Here is a 16,566-nt window from a genome sequence, read left to right on the forward strand (position 1 = left end):
TAGGACCAGAGGTTCTTAGATTCCTTAATCACCCCCATGATTCCACAGACAATTCTTACTTTTATAAAAAATTAAAAAGTGTTCCAAAAACAGGATCTCATAAATGCCATTTCTGAAGGATATAAGCCAAAGGGGGATTATATCTACCTGGGAGCAGCCATGCATGATGGAGAAGTATTTCCTGAAGCTGCCGTGAAAATTCCGTTGAAGACCATGAACAGGCACGGCCTGATCGCAGGTGCTACCGGGACAGGTAAATCAAAGACCCTTCAGATCCTGGCCGAAAATCTTTCTCAAAAAGGGGTTCCGGTTATGCTTATGGATGTAAAGGGTGACCTCAGCGGACTGGCAAAACCTTCGGCGGGAGCGACCTTTATTCAGGAACGCCATGAATTACTTGAATTTCCCTTTACTCCTGCAGCCTCTCCTGTTGAGATCCTCAGCCTTTCAGAACAAGGCGGGGTACGGCTAAGGGCTACAGTAAGTGAATTTGGCCCCGTACTGCTTTCCAGAATTCTTGATCTTTCTCCTACCCAAAGCGGAATTCTTTCGGTGATCTTTAAATATTGCGATGACCACCATCTCCCTTTGCTGGACCTTAAAGACCTGAAAAAGATCCTGCAGTTCGCAACAGACGAAGGCAAAGAGGAATTCGAAAAGACCTACGGCCGAATTTCATCGGCATCCACGGGAGCGATTCTCCGGAAAATTATTGCACTTGAACAGCAGGATGCAGACCTTTTCTTTGGGGAACGATCATTTGAGGTTGAAGACCTTTTAAGGAAAAACAAAGAGGGACATGGATACATAAATATATTACGGCTAACAGACATTCAGGATAAACCCAAACTTTTCTCTACCTTCATGCTGAGCCTGCTGGCAGAGATCTATAATACTTTCCCCGAAAAGGGGGACAGTGATAAACCCGAACTCGTACTTTTCATCGATGAAGCCCATTTGATCTTCCAGGAAGCTTCCCCGGTTTTACTTGACCAGATCGAGAGTATCGTAAAACTCATTCGCTCCAAAGGAGTGGGCGTCTACTTTGTGACACAGAATCCCGATGATGTTCCCTCAGAAGTGCTGGGACAGCTCGGATTAAAAATACAGCATGCCCTCAGGGCTTTTACGGCAAAAGACCGGAAGGCCATAAAACTGGCTGCGGAAAATTATCCTCTTTCAGAATTCTATGATACCAAAACAGAAATAACCTCGTTAGGAATTGGTGAAGCTTTAGTGACGGCATTGGACGAGAAGGGACGGCCCACTCCTCTTGCTGCCACACATCTAAGGGCTCCAATGAGCAGGATGGATATTCTAACCGATTCTGAACTTCGGGAACTTATTGATTTTTCGGGACTTAAGGAAAAATACAATACTGCTATAGATCGTGAAAGCGCCTACGAGATCCTTAATGCCAAGATCAAGAGAGCTGAAGCAGAGAAAGCACAGGAAAAGGCGGAAGCCGAAAGAAAAAAATTGGAAAAAACCAGTTCCCGTCGAAGTGCTAAAGCTACAGGCCCCCAAAAGGCAATGGTCAAAGTTCTTACCAGCGCTACCTTTATTAGAGGGGTAATGGGAGTACTTAATAAATTATTAAAATAATAAGCTTACTAATTCATGAAAAAAAGCCTCCTACTTTTATTGTTCACATCAGGTATTTTCATCTCCTGTGAAAAGGAACAGGATCCATTTTTAATAAGCGCCACCAGCATAGGCCGTTTATCAAAAGACGTTCAAATACGACAACTCGATTCAGTCTTTGCCCGCGATTCTATTGTAAGACAGGTTAACGACAGTGAAATGTTCAGAAGCAACAATGAAATTGAAGTTTTTGATAACAAAGGAAAAAAACTCTTGTTAATGGAACCGGTACAGGCATTCGATTCCACCAGCACCATTGGCTTTATCCAGGTACTTGACCCCCGCTACAAAACAGCTAAAGGTCTCAATACCCACAGTACCTTTAAAGATATTGTTCAGAATTACAATATCTCAAGAATTGAGAATACCTTAAGTGCCGCTGTCATCTTTATCGACGACCTGAATATTTATGTTACCATAGATAAAAAGGAGCTACCCTCAGAGCTACGGTATGACACCCAGACACGTATCCAGGCGTCGCAGATACCTGATAATGCAAAGATCAAGTATTTCATGATCGACTGGGACTAACAATATTCTATTTCAAACTTTTTTCTATGACAAATGAACCCTTGACACGACTCAATAAATACCTAAGCGAGGTGGGATACTGTTCCCGTCGCAAAGCAGACAACCTTATTGAGCAGGGAAGGGTAACCATTAACGGAGTGGTTCCTGAAATGGGTACTAAAGTGGGCCCTGATGATGAAGTGCGTGTGAATGGAGAGCTCATTACTCCGCCGAAAAGGGAGAATGTGTACCTGGCCTTTAATAAACCTGTTGGTATAGTTTGTACCACTAATCCAAAGGATAAGAAGAATATCATGGATTACATCAACTACCCCACCCGCATCTTCCCTATTGGAAGGCTGGACAAGCCCAGTGAAGGGCTAATCTTAATGACAGATGACGGAGATATAGTAAATAAGATCCTAAGAGCCCGAAATAACCACGAGAAAGAATATATCGTTACCGTCGACAGGTTTATCACTGATGACTTCATTGAAAGGATGTCGGGTGGAATTCCTATTCTCGAGACCGTCACCAAACAATGTGAAGTTGAAAAACTGAGCAAATTCGTTTTCAGGATCGTCCTTACCCAGGGCCTGAACCGACAGATCCGCAGAATGTGTGAATACCTGGGATATGAAGTGGTAAAACTGAAAAGGGTGAGGATCATGAACATTCGGTTGGATGTTCCGGTAGGCGAATATCGCAACCTTACCGCAGAAGAACTGTCAGATCTCAACAAGCTTTTGGGGGAGTCTACCAAAACTGAAGAAGGCTCAATTTCCGAAAATGCTTCCGAAGTAAAAAAAACAACTTCAGTTCAACCCAAAGCAGAAAAAAAATCGACTGAAAAGAGACGTCATGTTTCCGAAGAAAAGAAGAAGAGTTTCAAAAAGGTCAACAGACGCAAAAGGGAATCTTAACAGAGAATTAAGCTAAATTTTTAGATTATCTGCCTATTTTTAAAAGAAAAATGGGCAAACAAAGCAATAGAATTAAAAATGAAGATCAGTATGAGGCTTTAAGGGAAAAAGGGGCAAGTAAGGAAAAAGCTGCCCGTATTGCCAACTCCCCCGGTTCAGGCCAAAAAGGCGGAAAATCTTCCAAATATGAAGACCAGAGTAAAGAGCAACTTTACAAGAAGGCTAAGGAAGTTGGCATTGAAGGCCGATCTAAAATGAGTAAAAAAGAACTCATTAATGCATTAAGAAACCATTAAAAAATGAATAATATCCAACCATTTCATCTTGCTATTCCGGTAGATGATCTTGAGAAAGCAAGAACTTTTTACAGAGACACATTAGGCTGTCGGGAAGGCAGGAGCAGTGATCACTGGGTTGATTTCAACTTTTTTGGGCACCAGCTCGTTATCCATTACAAAGAACCGGCAGGTGAAAAACCTGTTGCCAGTAATCCAGTAGACGGGAAAGATGTGCCTATTCCTCATTTTGGAGTGGTATTGGAATGGGAGGCTTTTCATGAACTTGCAAACCAACTCGAAACAAAACAGATCTCTTTCGTGATCGAACCTTATATTAGATTTGAAGGAAAGGTTGGAGAACAAGCTACCATGTTCTTTAAGGATCCTTCGGGAAATGCACTTGAGTTTAAAGCCTTCAGGAATATGGACCAGTTGTTCGCTAAATAAGTAACTAACCAAATAAATGAACAGATTAAAGCCATCGCTGGTACGCCAGCTATTCGTATTAATGTTGCTTTTATTCCTGCTGGTTTTAATCTTTAAAGAGATCATTCCATACCTGTCTGGCGTACTGGGAGCCATTACTCTTCATGTTGTAATGCGTAAATATATGGACAAGCTCGAGAACCGGGGCTGGAAACCTGTATTTGCGGCTTCCCTTCTTATTTTCCTGTCTTTTATAGGAATACTTGTACCCATCACCCTAACGGTGGTCATGCTGACCTCCAAAATTGGAAAAGCAGTGGCTAATTCTGAAAAGGTGATACAGGCGGTAAAAAATCAGGTCAATGAAGCCGAAACCTATGTGGGTTATGATCTTAGCCAGAGCATTGATTCGGCAAGGGTAGCCAACTGGCTTTCCAATAATCTTCAATCCCTTGGAGTGGGTACTTTCAATGCTTTCATCGCCATTGGTATCATGTACTTCATGTTGTATTACATGTTGGTGTACCGGCATGAGCTTAAAAACCTTGTTATTTCCTATGTTCCTCTGGGGGAAGAAAACCTTAAGACCATTGGGGACGAAGGAGATGAACTTGTAAAGTCAAATGCCCTGGGAATTCCCCTGGTAGCTTTTTTCCAGGGAATTGTAGCTTTAATTGGCTATTTGGTGGCAGGTGTACCAGATCCTATGTTCTGGTTCGTCATTACAGCTATTGGTGCCATGGTACCGTTCATAGGAACAGCGCTGGGGGTAGTTCCTGTTGCTATTCTTCTGTACTCCCAGGGAATGGACTGGCAGGCAATCTTCGTGCTTATCTACGGATTTGTGGTGGTGGGAATAACAGATAATATTTTAAGACTCTATATTCTGAACCGGCTGGCGAGTGTTCATCCTTTGATCACGTTGTTCGGGGTGATCGTGGGAGTCCCGTTGTTCGGGTTTATAGGATTGATATTTGGGCCGCTGCTCATTTCACTATTTTTGCTTATCTTAAAGATATACAAACACGAGTACGGAAAAACTGAAGAAAAACTTTAAAAAAATTACGGTTATGTTAGAAGATGCGAAGAAAAAGATAGAAGACAAATTCATAGAAACCGAAGTTGCCAAGATCAAGGATGGAGATCTTGATCTTGTCATGAAGAACAAAGAGGCGATCGATAAAAAAATACAGGGTGGAGGATTAAAAAAATACTCTGAACTCGGGAAGATAATGTTCGGAATGTTAAAAGATTATCGCAAAGGAATTTACCACAACGTACCCTGGTTTACGGTTGCCGCCATAGTATTTGCTTTACTCTATGTTTTTAATCCCCTGGATATGGTGCCCGATTTTATTCCGGGTGTAGGTTATGTAGATGACTTTGCCCTGCTCACAGTTATGCTTAGATTCCTGCAAACAGATCTGCATTCATACCTTGACTGGAAACTGGATCAGGTAAAAGGGTAAGGATTTATGACTTTTTCACCCGGTGCATTTCACGGGCCAACAGAGTGTTTTTAAGAAGCATGGCGATGGTCATAGGCCCTACTCCGCCGGGTACAGGGGTTATGAAAGATGCCTTTTTTGAAACATTCTCAAAGTCAACATCCCCTTCTATCCTGTAGCCTCTGGGGCGGGTCTCATCCTCGACCCGGGTAATCCCTACATCAATAACAACGACATCATCCTTCACCATCTCAGCCTTCAGGAATTTAGGAATTCCAAGGGCACTTATGATAATATCTGCCTGTGAAGTGATCTGGGTTATATTTTTGGTATGGCTGTGGGTTAGGGTAACTGTTGAATTCCCCGGAAAACCTTTTCTTCCCATCAGGATGCTCATGGGTCGGCCCACGATGTGGCTTCTACCAATCACAACGGTATGTTTACCTTCGGTCTCAACCTTATAACGTTCCAGTAGTTCAAGGATCCCGAAAGGAGTCGCGGGAATAAAACTGGTCATATCCAAAGCCATCTTCCCGAAGTTGGTTGGGTGGAAACCATCCACATCCTTTTCAGGATCAACGGTTAGCAAGACCTTTTGTGTATCAATTTGTTTGGGTAAGGGCAACTGCACAATGAAACCATCAATATCATCATCTTCATTGAGCTCCTTGATCTTCTTTAGCAATTCCAGTTCACTGGTAGTGCCGGGCATACGTACCATAGTAGATTCGAATCCTACTTTTTCACAGGCTTTAACCTTACTCGCCACATAGGTGAGACTGGCACCATCATTTCCTACTATGATCGCAGCCAGGTGGGGAACTTTCTCTCCACGGTCTTTCATGGCCTGAACCTCTGCAGTAATCTCTTCCTTTATTTGATTACTAATTTTTTTACCGTCGAGAATTGTCATAGAGTAGTTTTTAATAGTTAGCAGTAACAGTATTCAGTTTTCAGTATTCAGTTAGCACGATTTCACCCCGAATTTATGAGGATAATTGATTAATTTCCCCACTTCCTCACTCTGATGCTGTAATTCTGTTTGTTGTTCCAGATATATATTCACATGCCACAGCAATTGCAAAGCAAACGCTTCCTGAGGATCTAATTATTTGACTAGTTAATGCAAATTTCTCTGTTTTCGGAAAAGTTTTTGACTCCTGAAAAATTTCCATTGCTAAAGAAAATGCCTTAGGATATGCCAACAAACTTTTAAAACTCATTTTTTCTGATAACTGAGAACTGAGAAGCAATTTACTTCATATTCTTCATCATCTGCATCATTTTACGGCCACCGCCGCCTTGCATCATCTTCATCATTTTGCTCATTTGATTGAACTGCTTGAGCAATTGGTTTACCTGTTGCACAGATGTACCCGATCCTTTTCCGATCCTCTTCTTTCTATTGGCATTGATCATTGACGGCTTGGAACGTTCCTCGGGAGTCATAGAGTGAATAATGGCCTCTATATGTTTAAAGGCATCATCATCAATATCTACGTCCTTCAACATTTTTCCTGCCCCGGGAATCATTCCCATAAGGTCTTTCATAGACCCCATTTTCTTTATTTGCTGTAACTGAGTCAGAAAATCATCAAAGCCAAATTCATTCTTGGCGATCTTCTTCTGAAGTTTCCTGGCTTCCTCTTCGTCATACTGCTCCTGCGCTCTTTCCACAAGGGATATAACATCTCCCATCCCAAGGATACGATCTGCCATACGTGACGGATAGAAAACGTCAATTGCATCCATCTTCTCACCCGTACCAATAAACTTGATAGGTTTGTTAACTACAGATTTAATTGAGATGGCCGCACCCCCACGCGTATCACCGTCAAGTTTTGTGAGGATCACCCCGTCAAAATTAAGGCGCTCATTAAAGGTCTTTGCAGTATTTACCGCATCCTGCCCGGTCATGGAATCTACCACGAACAGGGTTTCCTGTGGCTGGATCGCTGAGTGAATGTTAGCGATCTCGGTCATCATTGCTTCATCAATAGCCAAACGACCTGCGGTATCAATGATCACTACATTGTGACCGTTTTCCTTTGCATGAGCGATAGCTGCCTTAGAAATCGCAACAGGATCCTGGTTGCCTTCGTCACTATAAACCTCAACCCCAACCTGGTCACCAACTACGTGAAGCTGGTTGATCGCTGCAGGACGGTAAACGTCACAGGCAACCAATAAAGGCTTTTTGGATTTTTTGGTTTTGAGATAGTTCGCAAGTTTTCCAGAAAAGGTGGTTTTACCACTACCCTGCAGACCCGACATTAATATGATTGAAGGATCTCCCGAAAGGTTGATCCCTTCGGCGTCACCCCCCATCAGTTCAGTCAATTCATCTTTGACCAGCTTCACCATTAACTGCCCGGGTTTTAGAGCCGTAAGAACGTTCTGTCCCATGGCTTTCTCCTTTACCGTATTGGTAAATTCCTTGGCAATCTTATAGTTAACATCGGCATCCACCAATGCCCGTCTTACTTCCTTAAGAGTTTCGGCAACATTTACCTCAGTAATTTGCCCATGCCCCTTAAGGACGTGTAAAGCATTGTCTAACTTATCGCTTAAACTATCAAACATAATTCTCTCTTGTTTATTAAAGTACTGCCGCTCACGGCAGTTGCAAATTTAATGATTTGAGACTGAAGTGAAAACTTTTTCAAGTCTACATCAACCTTAAATTTTCCTCTGTTTCTTCGGAAAATTTTTTTCCGGGGAAAAGAGGCGTCAGAAATGCCATTTTTGATCCCTCTTATTTTTTCACTTCTAAATTCGTCCTTCGAACTTCTCAGTGGGAATTACATTCTTTCAGGAACACTTATTCCCAGTAACCCAAAGGAAGATCTTATCACGTTACTCACTGCCTGTGAAAGCTGCACCCTGAACTTCTTTTCTGTTTCATTTTCAGTTCCCAGAATGGTAACATTCTGGTAGAAACTATTGAACTCTTTTACAAGGTCATAGGCATAGTTCGCGATTAGTGCCGGACTATGACTTTCTGCTGCCAGTTGCACGGTTTCGGGATACAGTTGCAATTGTTTTATGAGCTGCTTCTCCTTGTCGTTCAAACTGTAATCTGTGATCACTTCAGTGTGATCAAAATTGGCTTTTCGCAAAATTGACTGTATCCTCGCGTAAGTGTACTGAATGAAAGGCCCGGTATTTCCCTGGAAGTCGACAGATTCTTCAGGATTAAAAAGGATCCTTTTTCTGGGGTCTACCTTGAGGATATAATATTTCAAAGCCCCCATCCCTATCATCCTGTACAGCTCCTTTTTTTCTTCTTCGGAATAGCCATCAAGTTTCCCTAACTCTTCTGAAATTTCTTTTGCAGTAGCCACCATTTCCTCTATCAGGTCATCAGCATCAACTACGGTTCCTTCACGACTCTTCATTTTTCCTGAAGGAAGATCAACCATTCCGTAGCTCAGGTGATAAAGGTGCTGTGCCCATTCATATCCCAGTTTCTTAAGGATAAGGAACAGCACCTTGAAATGGTAATCCTGTTCATTTCCTACGGTATAAACCATTCCGTTTATGGAAAAATCCTGTACCCTCTGAATGGCCGTCCCAATATCTTGTGTCATGTAGACCGCAGTACCGTCACTTCTAAGAACGATCTTTTCATCAAGGCCTTCATCTGTGAGATCGATCCAGACACTGCCATCATCTTTGCGGTAAAAAACCCCTTTTTCAAGACCTTCTGCCACCACACTCTTACCCAGCAGGTAAGTTTCACTCTCGTAATAATTCTTATCGAAATCAACTCCCAGTTTCCTGTAAGTTTCTTCAAATCCATCATACACCCATTTATTCATGGTTTTCCAGAGGTTTACTACCTCCTCATCTCCTGCTTCCCATTTTCGCAACATCTCCTGTGCCTCCAGTAAGAGAGGTGCCTGTGCTTTAGCTTCGTCTTCGGTCTTTCCCTGGGCTACGAGATAAGAGATCTCCTCTTTGTAGGCCTTATCGAATTTCACATAAAAATCACCAACCAGTTTATCGCCTTTTAAACCCGATGTCTCAGGAGTCTCACCGTGTCCAAACTTCTGCCAGGCGAGCATTGACTTACAAATATGAATACCACGGTCATTAATGATCTGGGTCTTGAAAACCTTATATCCTGCAGCCTTAAGAATTTCGGCCACAGAATATCCCAACAGGTTATTCCTGATGTGTCCTAAATGTAAAGGCTTATTAGTGTTTGGTGAAGAATACTCCACCATGATCGATTGGTCCCCTTGTGGTTGTTTTCCAAAATGCGTGTTATCCTTGATCCTTCCGAAGAAATCAAGATAATAGGAATCTGCCAGAACAATATTCAAAAATCCTTGTACCACATTGAATTTTTCGATCTCCGGATTGTGTTGCACCAGGTATTCCCCAATTGACTCCCCCAGCTTCACGGGATTTGACTTGACCTGCCTAAGCATAGGAAAAGTCACCAGGGTAATATCCCCCTCGAAATCTTTTCTGGTAGCCTGGAATTCCACATTTTCCAGCTCGACCTCATATATATTCCTGACAGCATCTTTTACCTGCCCCGAAAGTGTTTCTTGAACATTCATCTTGTAATCTATTTTTATCCTACAGATCGTGTAAGGATGGCAAAGATAACAGAAAAATCACCTTGGTTAAAGGGTTTGATGGCAAATGCTTACCTTTATAAAAAAGAAAATGTTACTTAATCTTTCTCACGAACTTCCGAAGAAAAATAAAATAATTACCGAACAGGTTGGGAAACCTTTTCCCCTTGAAGAACGAAAAAAGCTGGAAGGCATAAGCATCAGTAATTTACCTGTTTCGGCAGCCAGTATAGACATCTACAACCTTTTAGTTCTCAACGAATCCCAAAGTTCCTGCAGTATTGAGATGCGCCCCAAAGGCATCCTTATAGGTTTCAGGGTGCAGGCGGATACCTACTCCCTGGTGATCCCATTTTATAAATTAAAGATCTATAAGGGGAGAGCTGAAGAATATTCTTTCTACAAGGACCATTACTTCATCAAGATCTGGGCAGGAAAAACAGATACCGATACGCACAGCTTCATAAGAAAGGTAAAGAATTACCAGGCAGATACTGGATTTACACGCGTGGAAGATATGCTGTAGAACTCTCAAAAAGCCTATTAATGAAGAGCCCCCAATTTGAATTACTAATTGGGGGCTCTTCATTTTTTATAAAATTATCTTCTTTTAATTCCGGGGAAGAAAAACCTCTGCCAGCATACAACGGGCGCTACCACCCCCACAGGTTTCAATGGTAGAAAGATCGCTGCTCAATATTTCGCAGTGCTTCTCTATGGCCGCAACCTGTATTGGGAATAAACTCTTTCGGGCAGATTCACTCATCACGAGATACTTTTTACCGTCTTGCCCGGCTACCTGCAGCATATTCCCTGCATAGTGGTGCATCTGTGCCTCGGTGATCTGGATGATCTCTTTTTGATCTGTTTTAAGATGCCTTACAACGTTCTTACGTTCTTTAGGATCGTCAATACTGTCCAGACAAATAACGGCGAAATCTTCTGCCAGGCACATCATCACATTGGTATGATAGATTGGCAACCTCTTTCCGCCAACATCCTGGTAAGCGTTGAAGATCACAGGTGTAAACTCAAGATCTTCACAGAACTCTATTAAAAGTTCCTCACTGGCTCTTGGTGAAAGTGCACAGTAAGCTTTCTCATTTACCCTGTCAAGGATCATGCTTCCGGTGGACTCAAGATAAAGACCTTCCTCTTCGGCACTGGTGTAATCTATAACATTATCAATTTGATAGCCTTCTTCCTCGATCTTTTCAAAGATCTCGGCCCGTCGCTCCCTTCTTCGGTTTTCTGCAAACAGCGGATATAGGACAGCAGTAGCGTTTTCATGGAAGGTAACCCAGTTATTAGGGAAAATAGAATCGGGGGTGTCAAGCTTCTCATCATCATCAACAACGATCACCTTCACTCCAACCCCGCGTAGTTTTGCCACAAAAGCATCAAATTCCTCCTGAGCTTTTTTATTAATTTTTTCATTCTCCAGCTGCAGTCCTTCCTGAAAATAATTATTCACCGCGGTTTGCTCATTCATTCTGAACGCTACCGGGCGAACCATTAATAATGTATCTGTTATTTGTCTCATTAATTAGTTATAGATCCCGTATTAGGGGTAAAGTTGAGCATCTTAATAATCCTTCCTGTTTCGCAATTTCAGCATAGGGGACTTCTTCAACTGTAATCCCGTTCTCCCGAAGCCAGGAATTAAGACGCTTAAAATTTTTCTCAGAGATCACCACATCTTCAGATATTGAAAAAACATTGGAATTCATATCATACATTTCATCCCGGGTGATCTCAAAAACATTCTCCTTTCCGAAGAAATCTACCAGCCATTGATATTCCTCCTCAATCAAAAATCCCCCTTTGTAGATAATGGCCTTATCCTTACCCACAGGCTGAAAACAACAATCAAGATGTAAAGCATTATCGCGGGGCTCTGTACTTGATTTTTTCAGGTTAAAGGATTTCACCTTTTTATTTGGGAATAGCTCCGTTATATATTCAACGGCCTTCAGGTTTGTGCGCGCAGTGATAATATCCGGATAATCTTCACCATAGTAGGTTCCAATAAAAATGTGATCCTTGTGCAGCATGACATCTCCCCCTTCAACATGAGCATCTTCAGGTAATTTAATCACTTTATCCTTATCAATCTGGTCGATCACATGAGAAATGGCATCGATCTCCTTTTCACGGTCAGGAAGGATATTGGCTTTAATAAATTTATCATCGATCACAAACCCTATATCCCGGGTAAAGATCTGGTTATAGTCGTTTATTACCCTGGGCCTGTAAACCTCTACCCCATACTTTGCGAAAACCTTGCCAACTGCTTCGATCTCCTTTTTCATATCCTCTTCTTTGGGATAGGTACCGGCTTTTATATGTTCAAGGGATTTTGGATCATAAGCATCAGCAATATCAGGGGTTCCCCCGTTGCTTTCTGCAGTACCAAGCACCACCGCCCTTAGGCGGGACGTCTCATTAGTTACATGTAATTTCATCGCCCCAAATTTTTGCAAATATAAAAAAAGCTTCATAGTTACCTATGAAGCTTTTCGGAAGTTAATAAACTAAATTACCTGTTCTCTAATGATTTGAATTTTCTGTGGGTCTCTCCTATATAAACCTGGCGAGGACGTCCAATTGGTTCTTTACGAAGACGCATTTCCCTCCATTGAGCGATCCAGCCGGGAAGACGTCCTACCGCGAACATCACGGTAAACATTTCAGTTGGAATTCCCATTGCGCGGTAAATGATCCCTGAATAGAAATCTACGTTAGGATACAATTTTCTATCGATGAAGTATTGATCTTCCAAAGCAGCCTTTTCAAGACCTTTTGCGATCTCAAGAATAGGATCATCAACTCCCAGCTGTCCCAGAACTTCATCTGCAGCTTTCTTAATGATCTTGGCACGTGGATCAAAATTCTTATAAACCCTGTGGCCAAAGCCCATTAATCTGAATGGATCATCTTTATCTTTTGCCTTGGCAATGAATTTTGAAGTGTCTCCCCCATCGGCCTTTATCTCCTCAAGCATTTCGATCACTGCCTGGTTAGCTCCACCGTGTAGTGGCCCCCAAAGGGCAGATACACCTGCAGAGATTGAAGCAAATAAGCCGGCATGAGAGGAACCAACGATCCTTACTGTAGAGGTAGAACAGTTTTGTTCGTGATCTGCATGGAGGATTAAGAGCTTGTCAAGAGCGTTGACCACAGTCTTATTCAACTTGTAAGTCTTATTGGCATCTTGCTGAAACATCATCTTCAAAAGACTTTCTACATAACCAAGGTTAGTGTCTTTATTGTAAAAGGCCTGATTGTTCTTTTTACGTAACGTCCAAGCCGCAAGTACAGGAAATTTCGCAAGGATCTTTACAATGGCCTTGTACATATCCTCTTCTGAGTCAACGTTCACCGATTTTGGATTGAAGGCTGTCAAAGCACTGGTCAATGAAGATAGCACCCCCATTGGGTGGGCGGTTTCAGGAAAACCTTTTAATACAGTTTTCATGTCTTCATTCACGATACTTTGATCTAAAATATCAGTGTTGAATTTTTGAAGTTGTGCTTCATTAGGAAGTTCTCCAAAGATCAATAAATAAGCTACCTCAAGGAAATCTGCTTTTTCGGCCAGTTCCTCAATTGAATACCCTCTGTAACGAAGGATCCCTTCTTCCCCGTCAAGGAAGGTGATGGCACTTTCACATGAACCGGTATTCTTGTATCCCGGATCCAGGGTGATGGCTCCAGACTGACCTCTTAACTTGGTAATATCAAGAGCAAGTTCATTTTCAGTTCCGACCACTAAGGGCAGGTCGTATTTTTTCCCGTCTATTTCTATTGTAGCTACTTTTGACATATTATCTATGGATTTGTGTGATTTTTATTTTAAGGATTGCTAAATTACAAAATTCCGTGTTATTTTTTCTCATTATCGTATGATTCCTTTGCAGGAAAAAAGCCTGTTTCGGGAGCTTTTTCGAAAAATTTTCCTAAAAAAGAATTCCGGAGTTCCCTGGTTTTTCATTTTTTACGTCCTCCTGATTTCCGGTTTAAATACGATTCCTAAAGTATAATTGTTAATTGGTATAAAACATGACCGGTATCAGGAAATACCCTAAATGTAAAAAGCCTTTCAGAATTGAAAGGCTTTTATAAAATTATCGGTATTCTGTATTATCTTTTAAACCTTTTAAACTTAAAGGCTTTTTCCTGCGGAAAATAAGCAACAGACCCTAATTCTTCTTCTATGCGAAGTAATTGATTGTATTTAGCCATACGATCACTCCGTGAAGCAGAACCTGTTTTTATCTGCCCTGTGTTGAGCGCAACGGCAAGATCTGCAATCGTATTATCCTCAGTCTCTCCTGAACGGTGGGACATTACAGAAGTGTATCCGGCGTTATGGGCCATGTTCACTGCAGCAATAGTTTCAGTCAGGGTTCCAATCTGGTTGACCTTGATAAGAATAGAATTAGCTATGTTGTTGTCTATTCCTTTAGAAAGACGCTCCACATTGGTTACGAAAAGATCATCTCCTACCAGTTGCACTTTGTCCCCAACTTTATCGGTAAGAGCTTTCCATCCATCCCAGTCGTTTTCGTCCATTCCATCCTCAATTGAAATGATAGGATATTTTTCAGCCAGGGATGCCAGGTATTCAGCCTGCTCCTCGCTTGATCTTATCTCCCCGCTCTCTCCTTCGAATTTTGTGTAATCGTATTTTCCGTTCTCATAGAATTCAGCAGCTGCACAATCAAGGGCGATCATAACTTCCTCACCCGGTTTGTAGCCCGCATTCTTGATAGACTCTAAAATGGTATCCAACGCATCCTCTGTTCCGTCAAGGGTAGGCGCAAAACCACCTTCATCACCAACTGCAGTGCTCAAACCTCTTTTGTGGAGTACTTTTTTGAGATTATGGAAGATCTCAGTTCCCATTTTCAATGCTTCGGAAAAATTCTTTGCTTTAACCGGCATTACCATGAATTCCTGAAAAGCAATGGGTGCGTCTGAATGTGAACCTCCATTGATGATGTTCATCATAGGTACCGGAAGCGTATTTGCGCTCACTCCACCAATATAGCGGTAAAGAGGCATATTGAGTTCGGCTGCCGCTGCTTTAGCCACGGCAAGGGAAACACCAAGAATGGCATTGGCCCCTAATTTCGATTTATTGGGTGTACCGTCTATTTCGATCATGGTCTGGTCGATCAAATTTTGATCAAATACGGAATAGCCCAAAAGCTCTTCAGAAATTACTTCATTCACATTTTTAATGGCCTGGGAAACTCCTTTCCCCATATAATCCTTTCCGCCATCCCTAAGCTCCACAGCTTCGTGCTCACCGGTAGATGCTCCCGAAGGAACAGCAGCTCTTCCCACTACTCCATTTTCGGTTTCAACATCAACCTCAACAGTAGGATTTCCACGGGAATCAAAGATTTGACGGGCGTGAATGTTTATTATAATACTCATATCTATACATTTTAATTAATTATCTTTTTTTGCCCCTGCAAGATACGAATACTCTAAAAGAATAGTAAAAGCAACCTGGTATACTTCAAAGCATTTAAGAGAATTTTATTAACGAAACCGATATAGTCCTAATAAAAAAGATCCCCTACATGAGGGGATCCTATTTTAAGCTTTTTCTTTAATGAGGTTGTGTATGAACTCATCAAAAAGGTAATGGGCATCATTTGGCCCGGGGCTGGCTTCGGGATGGTATTGAACAGAAAAGCAGTTCTTGTTCTTCATTCGAAGGCCCGCAATGGTCTTGTCGTTAAGATGGGTATGGGTGATCCTGACGTCAGGATGATTTGCCGTTTCTTCTTCATTAACAGAGAATCCATGATTTTGAGAGGTGATCTCACCTTTCCCTGTCTCAAGGTTTAGCACAGGATGATTGATTCCCCTGTGACCGTGATGCATTTTGTAAGTTGAAATGCCGTTGGCAAGGGCGATGATCTGGTGGCCAAGACAGATCCCGAAGAGAGGTTTATCCTCTTCCATGATATCTTTTGCAACCTGGATGGCATCGTTAAGCGGTTTGGGATCACCGGGACCATTAGAGATCAAATATCCATGCGGCCCCCATTCCTTCATCTCTGCATAAGATGTATTATAAGGAAAGACTTTACAGTACACATCGCGTTTGGCCAAATGTTTTAAAATATTCCTTTTTACCCCAACATCAAGAACAGCTACTTTATATTTTGCATTCTCTACTCCAAAATAATAGGGTTCTTTTGTGGAAACTTTTGAAGAGAGTTCAAGTCCGTTCATATCGGGTACTTCAGAAAGTTCTTTTTTCAAGGCTTCCATATCTTCAAATTGAGTTGTGATCACGGCGTTCATGGCTCCATTTTCACGTATGTAGGTTACCAGAGCACGAGTATCAACATCAGATATGGCAAAAAGGTCACTCTTATCGAGAAATTCCTTCAGGGTTTCATCTGCGGAAGGACGGGATTCATAATAGCTAAAGTTCTTACAGATAAGTCCGGCTATTTGAGCATTTTCAGCTTCTTTCTCATTCTCGTTCGCTCCGTAATTACCAATATGGGCGTTAGTGGTGACCATGATCTGTCCAAAATAAGAGGGATCTGTAAAGATCTCCTGATAACCGGTCATTCCAGTATTAAAGCAAACTTCTCCAAAAGCTTTACCATCCTTATCTCCTACTGCCTTTCCGTAGAAGATCGTTCCGTCTTCGAGCAACACGATCGCCTTTTTTCTTGTTTGGTATTTCATAAAAAATATAGGGTTTAGAAACTTA

At 41.9% G+C, this 16,566-nt stretch carries 17 protein-coding genes; 8 read left to right on the forward strand and 9 right to left on the reverse strand.

All coding sequences use genetic code 11. The features are described 5' to 3' along the window. Positions 1-78: 78 nt before the first annotated feature. Genes ACFSTG_RS09340 through ACFSTG_RS09370 form a run of 7 tightly spaced genes read left to right on the forward strand, consistent with a single transcriptional unit; the run spans position 79 to position 5,250 of the window. Positions 79-1,605, forward strand: a complete 1,527-nt coding sequence (locus ACFSTG_RS09340; RefSeq protein ID WP_380751554.1) for a helicase HerA-like domain-containing protein — start codon at positions 79-81, stop codon at positions 1,603-1,605. 15 nt (positions 1,606-1,620) lie between these two features. Continuing rightward, positions 1,621-2,175, forward strand: coding sequence for a hypothetical protein (locus ACFSTG_RS09345; RefSeq protein ID WP_380751557.1), 555 nt, complete (start codon positions 1,621-1,623; stop codon positions 2,173-2,175). 26 nt (positions 2,176-2,201) lie between these two features. Next, on the forward strand, positions 2,202-3,077 hold the full coding sequence (gene rluF / locus ACFSTG_RS09350; RefSeq protein ID WP_380751559.1) for a 23S rRNA pseudouridine(2604) synthase RluF: 876 nt from the start codon (positions 2,202-2,204) through the stop codon (positions 3,075-3,077). Between the two features lie 50 nt (positions 3,078-3,127). Continuing rightward, positions 3,128-3,373, forward strand: coding sequence for a DUF7218 family protein (locus ACFSTG_RS09355; RefSeq protein WP_380751566.1), 246 nt, complete (start codon positions 3,128-3,130; stop codon positions 3,371-3,373). A gap of 3 nt (positions 3,374-3,376) precedes the next feature. Further along, positions 3,377-3,802: a VOC family protein gene (locus ACFSTG_RS09360; RefSeq protein ID WP_380751569.1), complete on the forward strand. Its 426-nt coding sequence runs from the start codon at positions 3,377-3,379 to the stop codon at positions 3,800-3,802. A gap of 16 nt (positions 3,803-3,818) precedes the next feature. Beyond that, the gene (locus tag ACFSTG_RS09365) at positions 3,819-4,838 is read left to right on the forward strand and encodes an AI-2E family transporter (protein WP_380751572.1); all 1,020 of its coding nucleotides are present in this window, start codon (positions 3,819-3,821) and stop codon (positions 4,836-4,838) included. Positions 4,839-4,851: 13 nt separating this feature from the next. Next, positions 4,852-5,250 (forward strand): YkvA family protein, encoded by a 399-nt coding sequence (locus ACFSTG_RS09370; RefSeq protein WP_380751575.1) that lies wholly within the window; start codon positions 4,852-4,854, stop codon positions 5,248-5,250. A gap of 4 nt (positions 5,251-5,254) precedes the next feature. Here the strand turns inward: ACFSTG_RS09370 and ACFSTG_RS09375 are convergent, their stop codons facing one another. The 4 genes from ACFSTG_RS09375 to argS all read right to left on the reverse strand — a co-directional run bounded on the left by ACFSTG_RS09375 (position 5,255) and on the right by argS (position 9,800). Then, positions 5,255-6,142: a bifunctional 5,10-methylenetetrahydrofolate dehydrogenase/5,10-methenyltetrahydrofolate cyclohydrolase gene (locus ACFSTG_RS09375; RefSeq protein WP_380751577.1), complete on the reverse strand. Its 888-nt coding sequence runs from the start codon at positions 6,140-6,142 to the stop codon at positions 5,255-5,257. Between the two features lie 106 nt (positions 6,143-6,248). Continuing rightward, the gene (locus ACFSTG_RS09380) at positions 6,249-6,452 is read right to left on the reverse strand and encodes a four helix bundle protein (RefSeq protein ID WP_380751579.1); all 204 of its coding nucleotides are present in this window, start codon (positions 6,450-6,452) and stop codon (positions 6,249-6,251) included. Between the two features lie 31 nt (positions 6,453-6,483). Continuing rightward, positions 6,484-7,812, reverse strand: coding sequence for a signal recognition particle protein (gene ffh / locus ACFSTG_RS09385; RefSeq protein ID WP_380751582.1), 1,329 nt, complete (start codon positions 7,810-7,812; stop codon positions 6,484-6,486). 218 nt (positions 7,813-8,030) lie between these two features. Beyond that, positions 8,031-9,800, reverse strand: a complete 1,770-nt coding sequence (gene argS / locus ACFSTG_RS09390) for an arginine--tRNA ligase (protein WP_380751585.1) — start codon at positions 9,798-9,800, stop codon at positions 8,031-8,033. A 109-nt stretch (positions 9,801-9,909) separates the two neighbouring features. Between argS and ACFSTG_RS09395 the strand changes: the two genes are divergently transcribed. Beyond that, a complete protein-coding gene (locus ACFSTG_RS09395) occupies positions 9,910-10,344 on the forward strand; it encodes a hypothetical protein (RefSeq protein WP_380751588.1) in 435 nt (144 codons plus the stop codon). An 84-nt stretch (positions 10,345-10,428) separates the two neighbouring features. Here the strand turns inward: ACFSTG_RS09395 and ctlX are convergent, their stop codons facing one another. The 5 genes from ctlX to carA all read right to left on the reverse strand — a co-directional run bounded on the left by ctlX (position 10,429) and on the right by carA (position 16,541). Next, entirely contained in the window at positions 10,429-11,361 is a 933-nt protein-coding gene (ctlX, locus tag ACFSTG_RS09400) for a citrulline utilization hydrolase CtlX (protein WP_380751591.1), read from the reverse strand. A gap of 7 nt (positions 11,362-11,368) precedes the next feature. Then, positions 11,369-12,283 (reverse strand): dimethylarginine dimethylaminohydrolase family protein, encoded by a 915-nt coding sequence (locus tag ACFSTG_RS09405; RefSeq protein WP_380751594.1) that lies wholly within the window; start codon positions 12,281-12,283, stop codon positions 11,369-11,371. Between the two features lie 74 nt (positions 12,284-12,357). Then, positions 12,358-13,644, reverse strand: a complete 1,287-nt coding sequence (locus ACFSTG_RS09410; protein ID WP_380751597.1) for a citrate synthase — start codon at positions 13,642-13,644, stop codon at positions 12,358-12,360. A 317-nt stretch (positions 13,645-13,961) separates the two neighbouring features. After that, positions 13,962-15,263 carry a phosphopyruvate hydratase gene (gene eno, locus ACFSTG_RS09415; RefSeq protein WP_380751600.1) on the reverse strand — a complete coding sequence of 434 codons (1,302 nt, stop codon included), beginning with the start codon at positions 15,261-15,263 and terminating at the stop codon, positions 13,962-13,964. A 165-nt stretch (positions 15,264-15,428) separates the two neighbouring features. Continuing rightward, positions 15,429-16,541, reverse strand: a complete 1,113-nt coding sequence (gene carA, locus ACFSTG_RS09420) for a glutamine-hydrolyzing carbamoyl-phosphate synthase small subunit (protein ID WP_380751603.1) — start codon at positions 16,539-16,541, stop codon at positions 15,429-15,431. Positions 16,542-16,566: the final 25 nt, after the last annotated feature.

The sequence above is a fragment of the Salinimicrobium flavum genome (assembly GCF_042684505.1).
Taxonomy (GTDB): Bacteria; Bacteroidota; Bacteroidia; order Flavobacteriales; family Flavobacteriaceae; genus Salinimicrobium; species Salinimicrobium flavum.

Excerpts from the sequence above, each read along its gene's own strand:
- ACFSTG_RS09395 (WP_380751588.1), top strand. The coding sequence starts at position 9,910 with ATGTTACTTAATCTTTCTCACGAACTTCCGAAGAAAAATAAAATAATT.
- ffh (WP_380751582.1), bottom strand. The coding sequence starts at position 7,812 with ATGTTTGATAGTTTAAGCGATAAGTTAGACAATGCTTTACACGTCCTT.
- ACFSTG_RS09345 (WP_380751557.1), top strand. The coding sequence starts at position 1,621 with ATGAAAAAAAGCCTCCTACTTTTATTGTTCACATCAGGTATTTTCATC.
- ACFSTG_RS09365 (WP_380751572.1), top strand. The coding sequence starts at position 3,819 with ATGAACAGATTAAAGCCATCGCTGGTACGCCAGCTATTCGTATTAATG.
- ACFSTG_RS09410 (WP_380751597.1), bottom strand. The coding sequence starts at position 13,644 with ATGTCAAAAGTAGCTACAATAGAAATAGACGGGAAAAAATACGACCTG.
- eno (WP_380751600.1), bottom strand. The coding sequence starts at position 15,263 with ATGAGTATTATAATAAACATTCACGCCCGTCAAATCTTTGATTCCCGT.
- carA (WP_380751603.1), bottom strand. The coding sequence starts at position 16,541 with ATGAAATACCAAACAAGAAAAAAGGCGATCGTGTTGCTCGAAGACGGA.
- ctlX (WP_380751591.1), bottom strand. The coding sequence starts at position 11,361 with ATGAGACAAATAACAGATACATTATTAATGGTTCGCCCGGTAGCGTTC.
- ACFSTG_RS09370 (WP_380751575.1), top strand. The coding sequence starts at position 4,852 with ATGTTAGAAGATGCGAAGAAAAAGATAGAAGACAAATTCATAGAAACC.
- ACFSTG_RS09380 (WP_380751579.1), bottom strand. The coding sequence starts at position 6,452 with ATGAGTTTTAAAAGTTTGTTGGCATATCCTAAGGCATTTTCTTTAGCA.
- argS (WP_380751585.1), bottom strand. The coding sequence starts at position 9,800 with ATGAATGTTCAAGAAACACTTTCGGGGCAGGTAAAAGATGCTGTCAGG.
- ACFSTG_RS09355 (WP_380751566.1), top strand. The coding sequence starts at position 3,128 with ATGGGCAAACAAAGCAATAGAATTAAAAATGAAGATCAGTATGAGGCT.
- rluF (WP_380751559.1), top strand. The coding sequence starts at position 2,202 with ATGACAAATGAACCCTTGACACGACTCAATAAATACCTAAGCGAGGTG.
- ACFSTG_RS09360 (WP_380751569.1), top strand. The coding sequence starts at position 3,377 with ATGAATAATATCCAACCATTTCATCTTGCTATTCCGGTAGATGATCTT.
- ACFSTG_RS09375 (WP_380751577.1), bottom strand. The coding sequence starts at position 6,142 with ATGACAATTCTCGACGGTAAAAAAATTAGTAATCAAATAAAGGAAGAG.
- ACFSTG_RS09405 (WP_380751594.1), bottom strand. The coding sequence starts at position 12,283 with ATGAAATTACATGTAACTAATGAGACGTCCCGCCTAAGGGCGGTGGTG.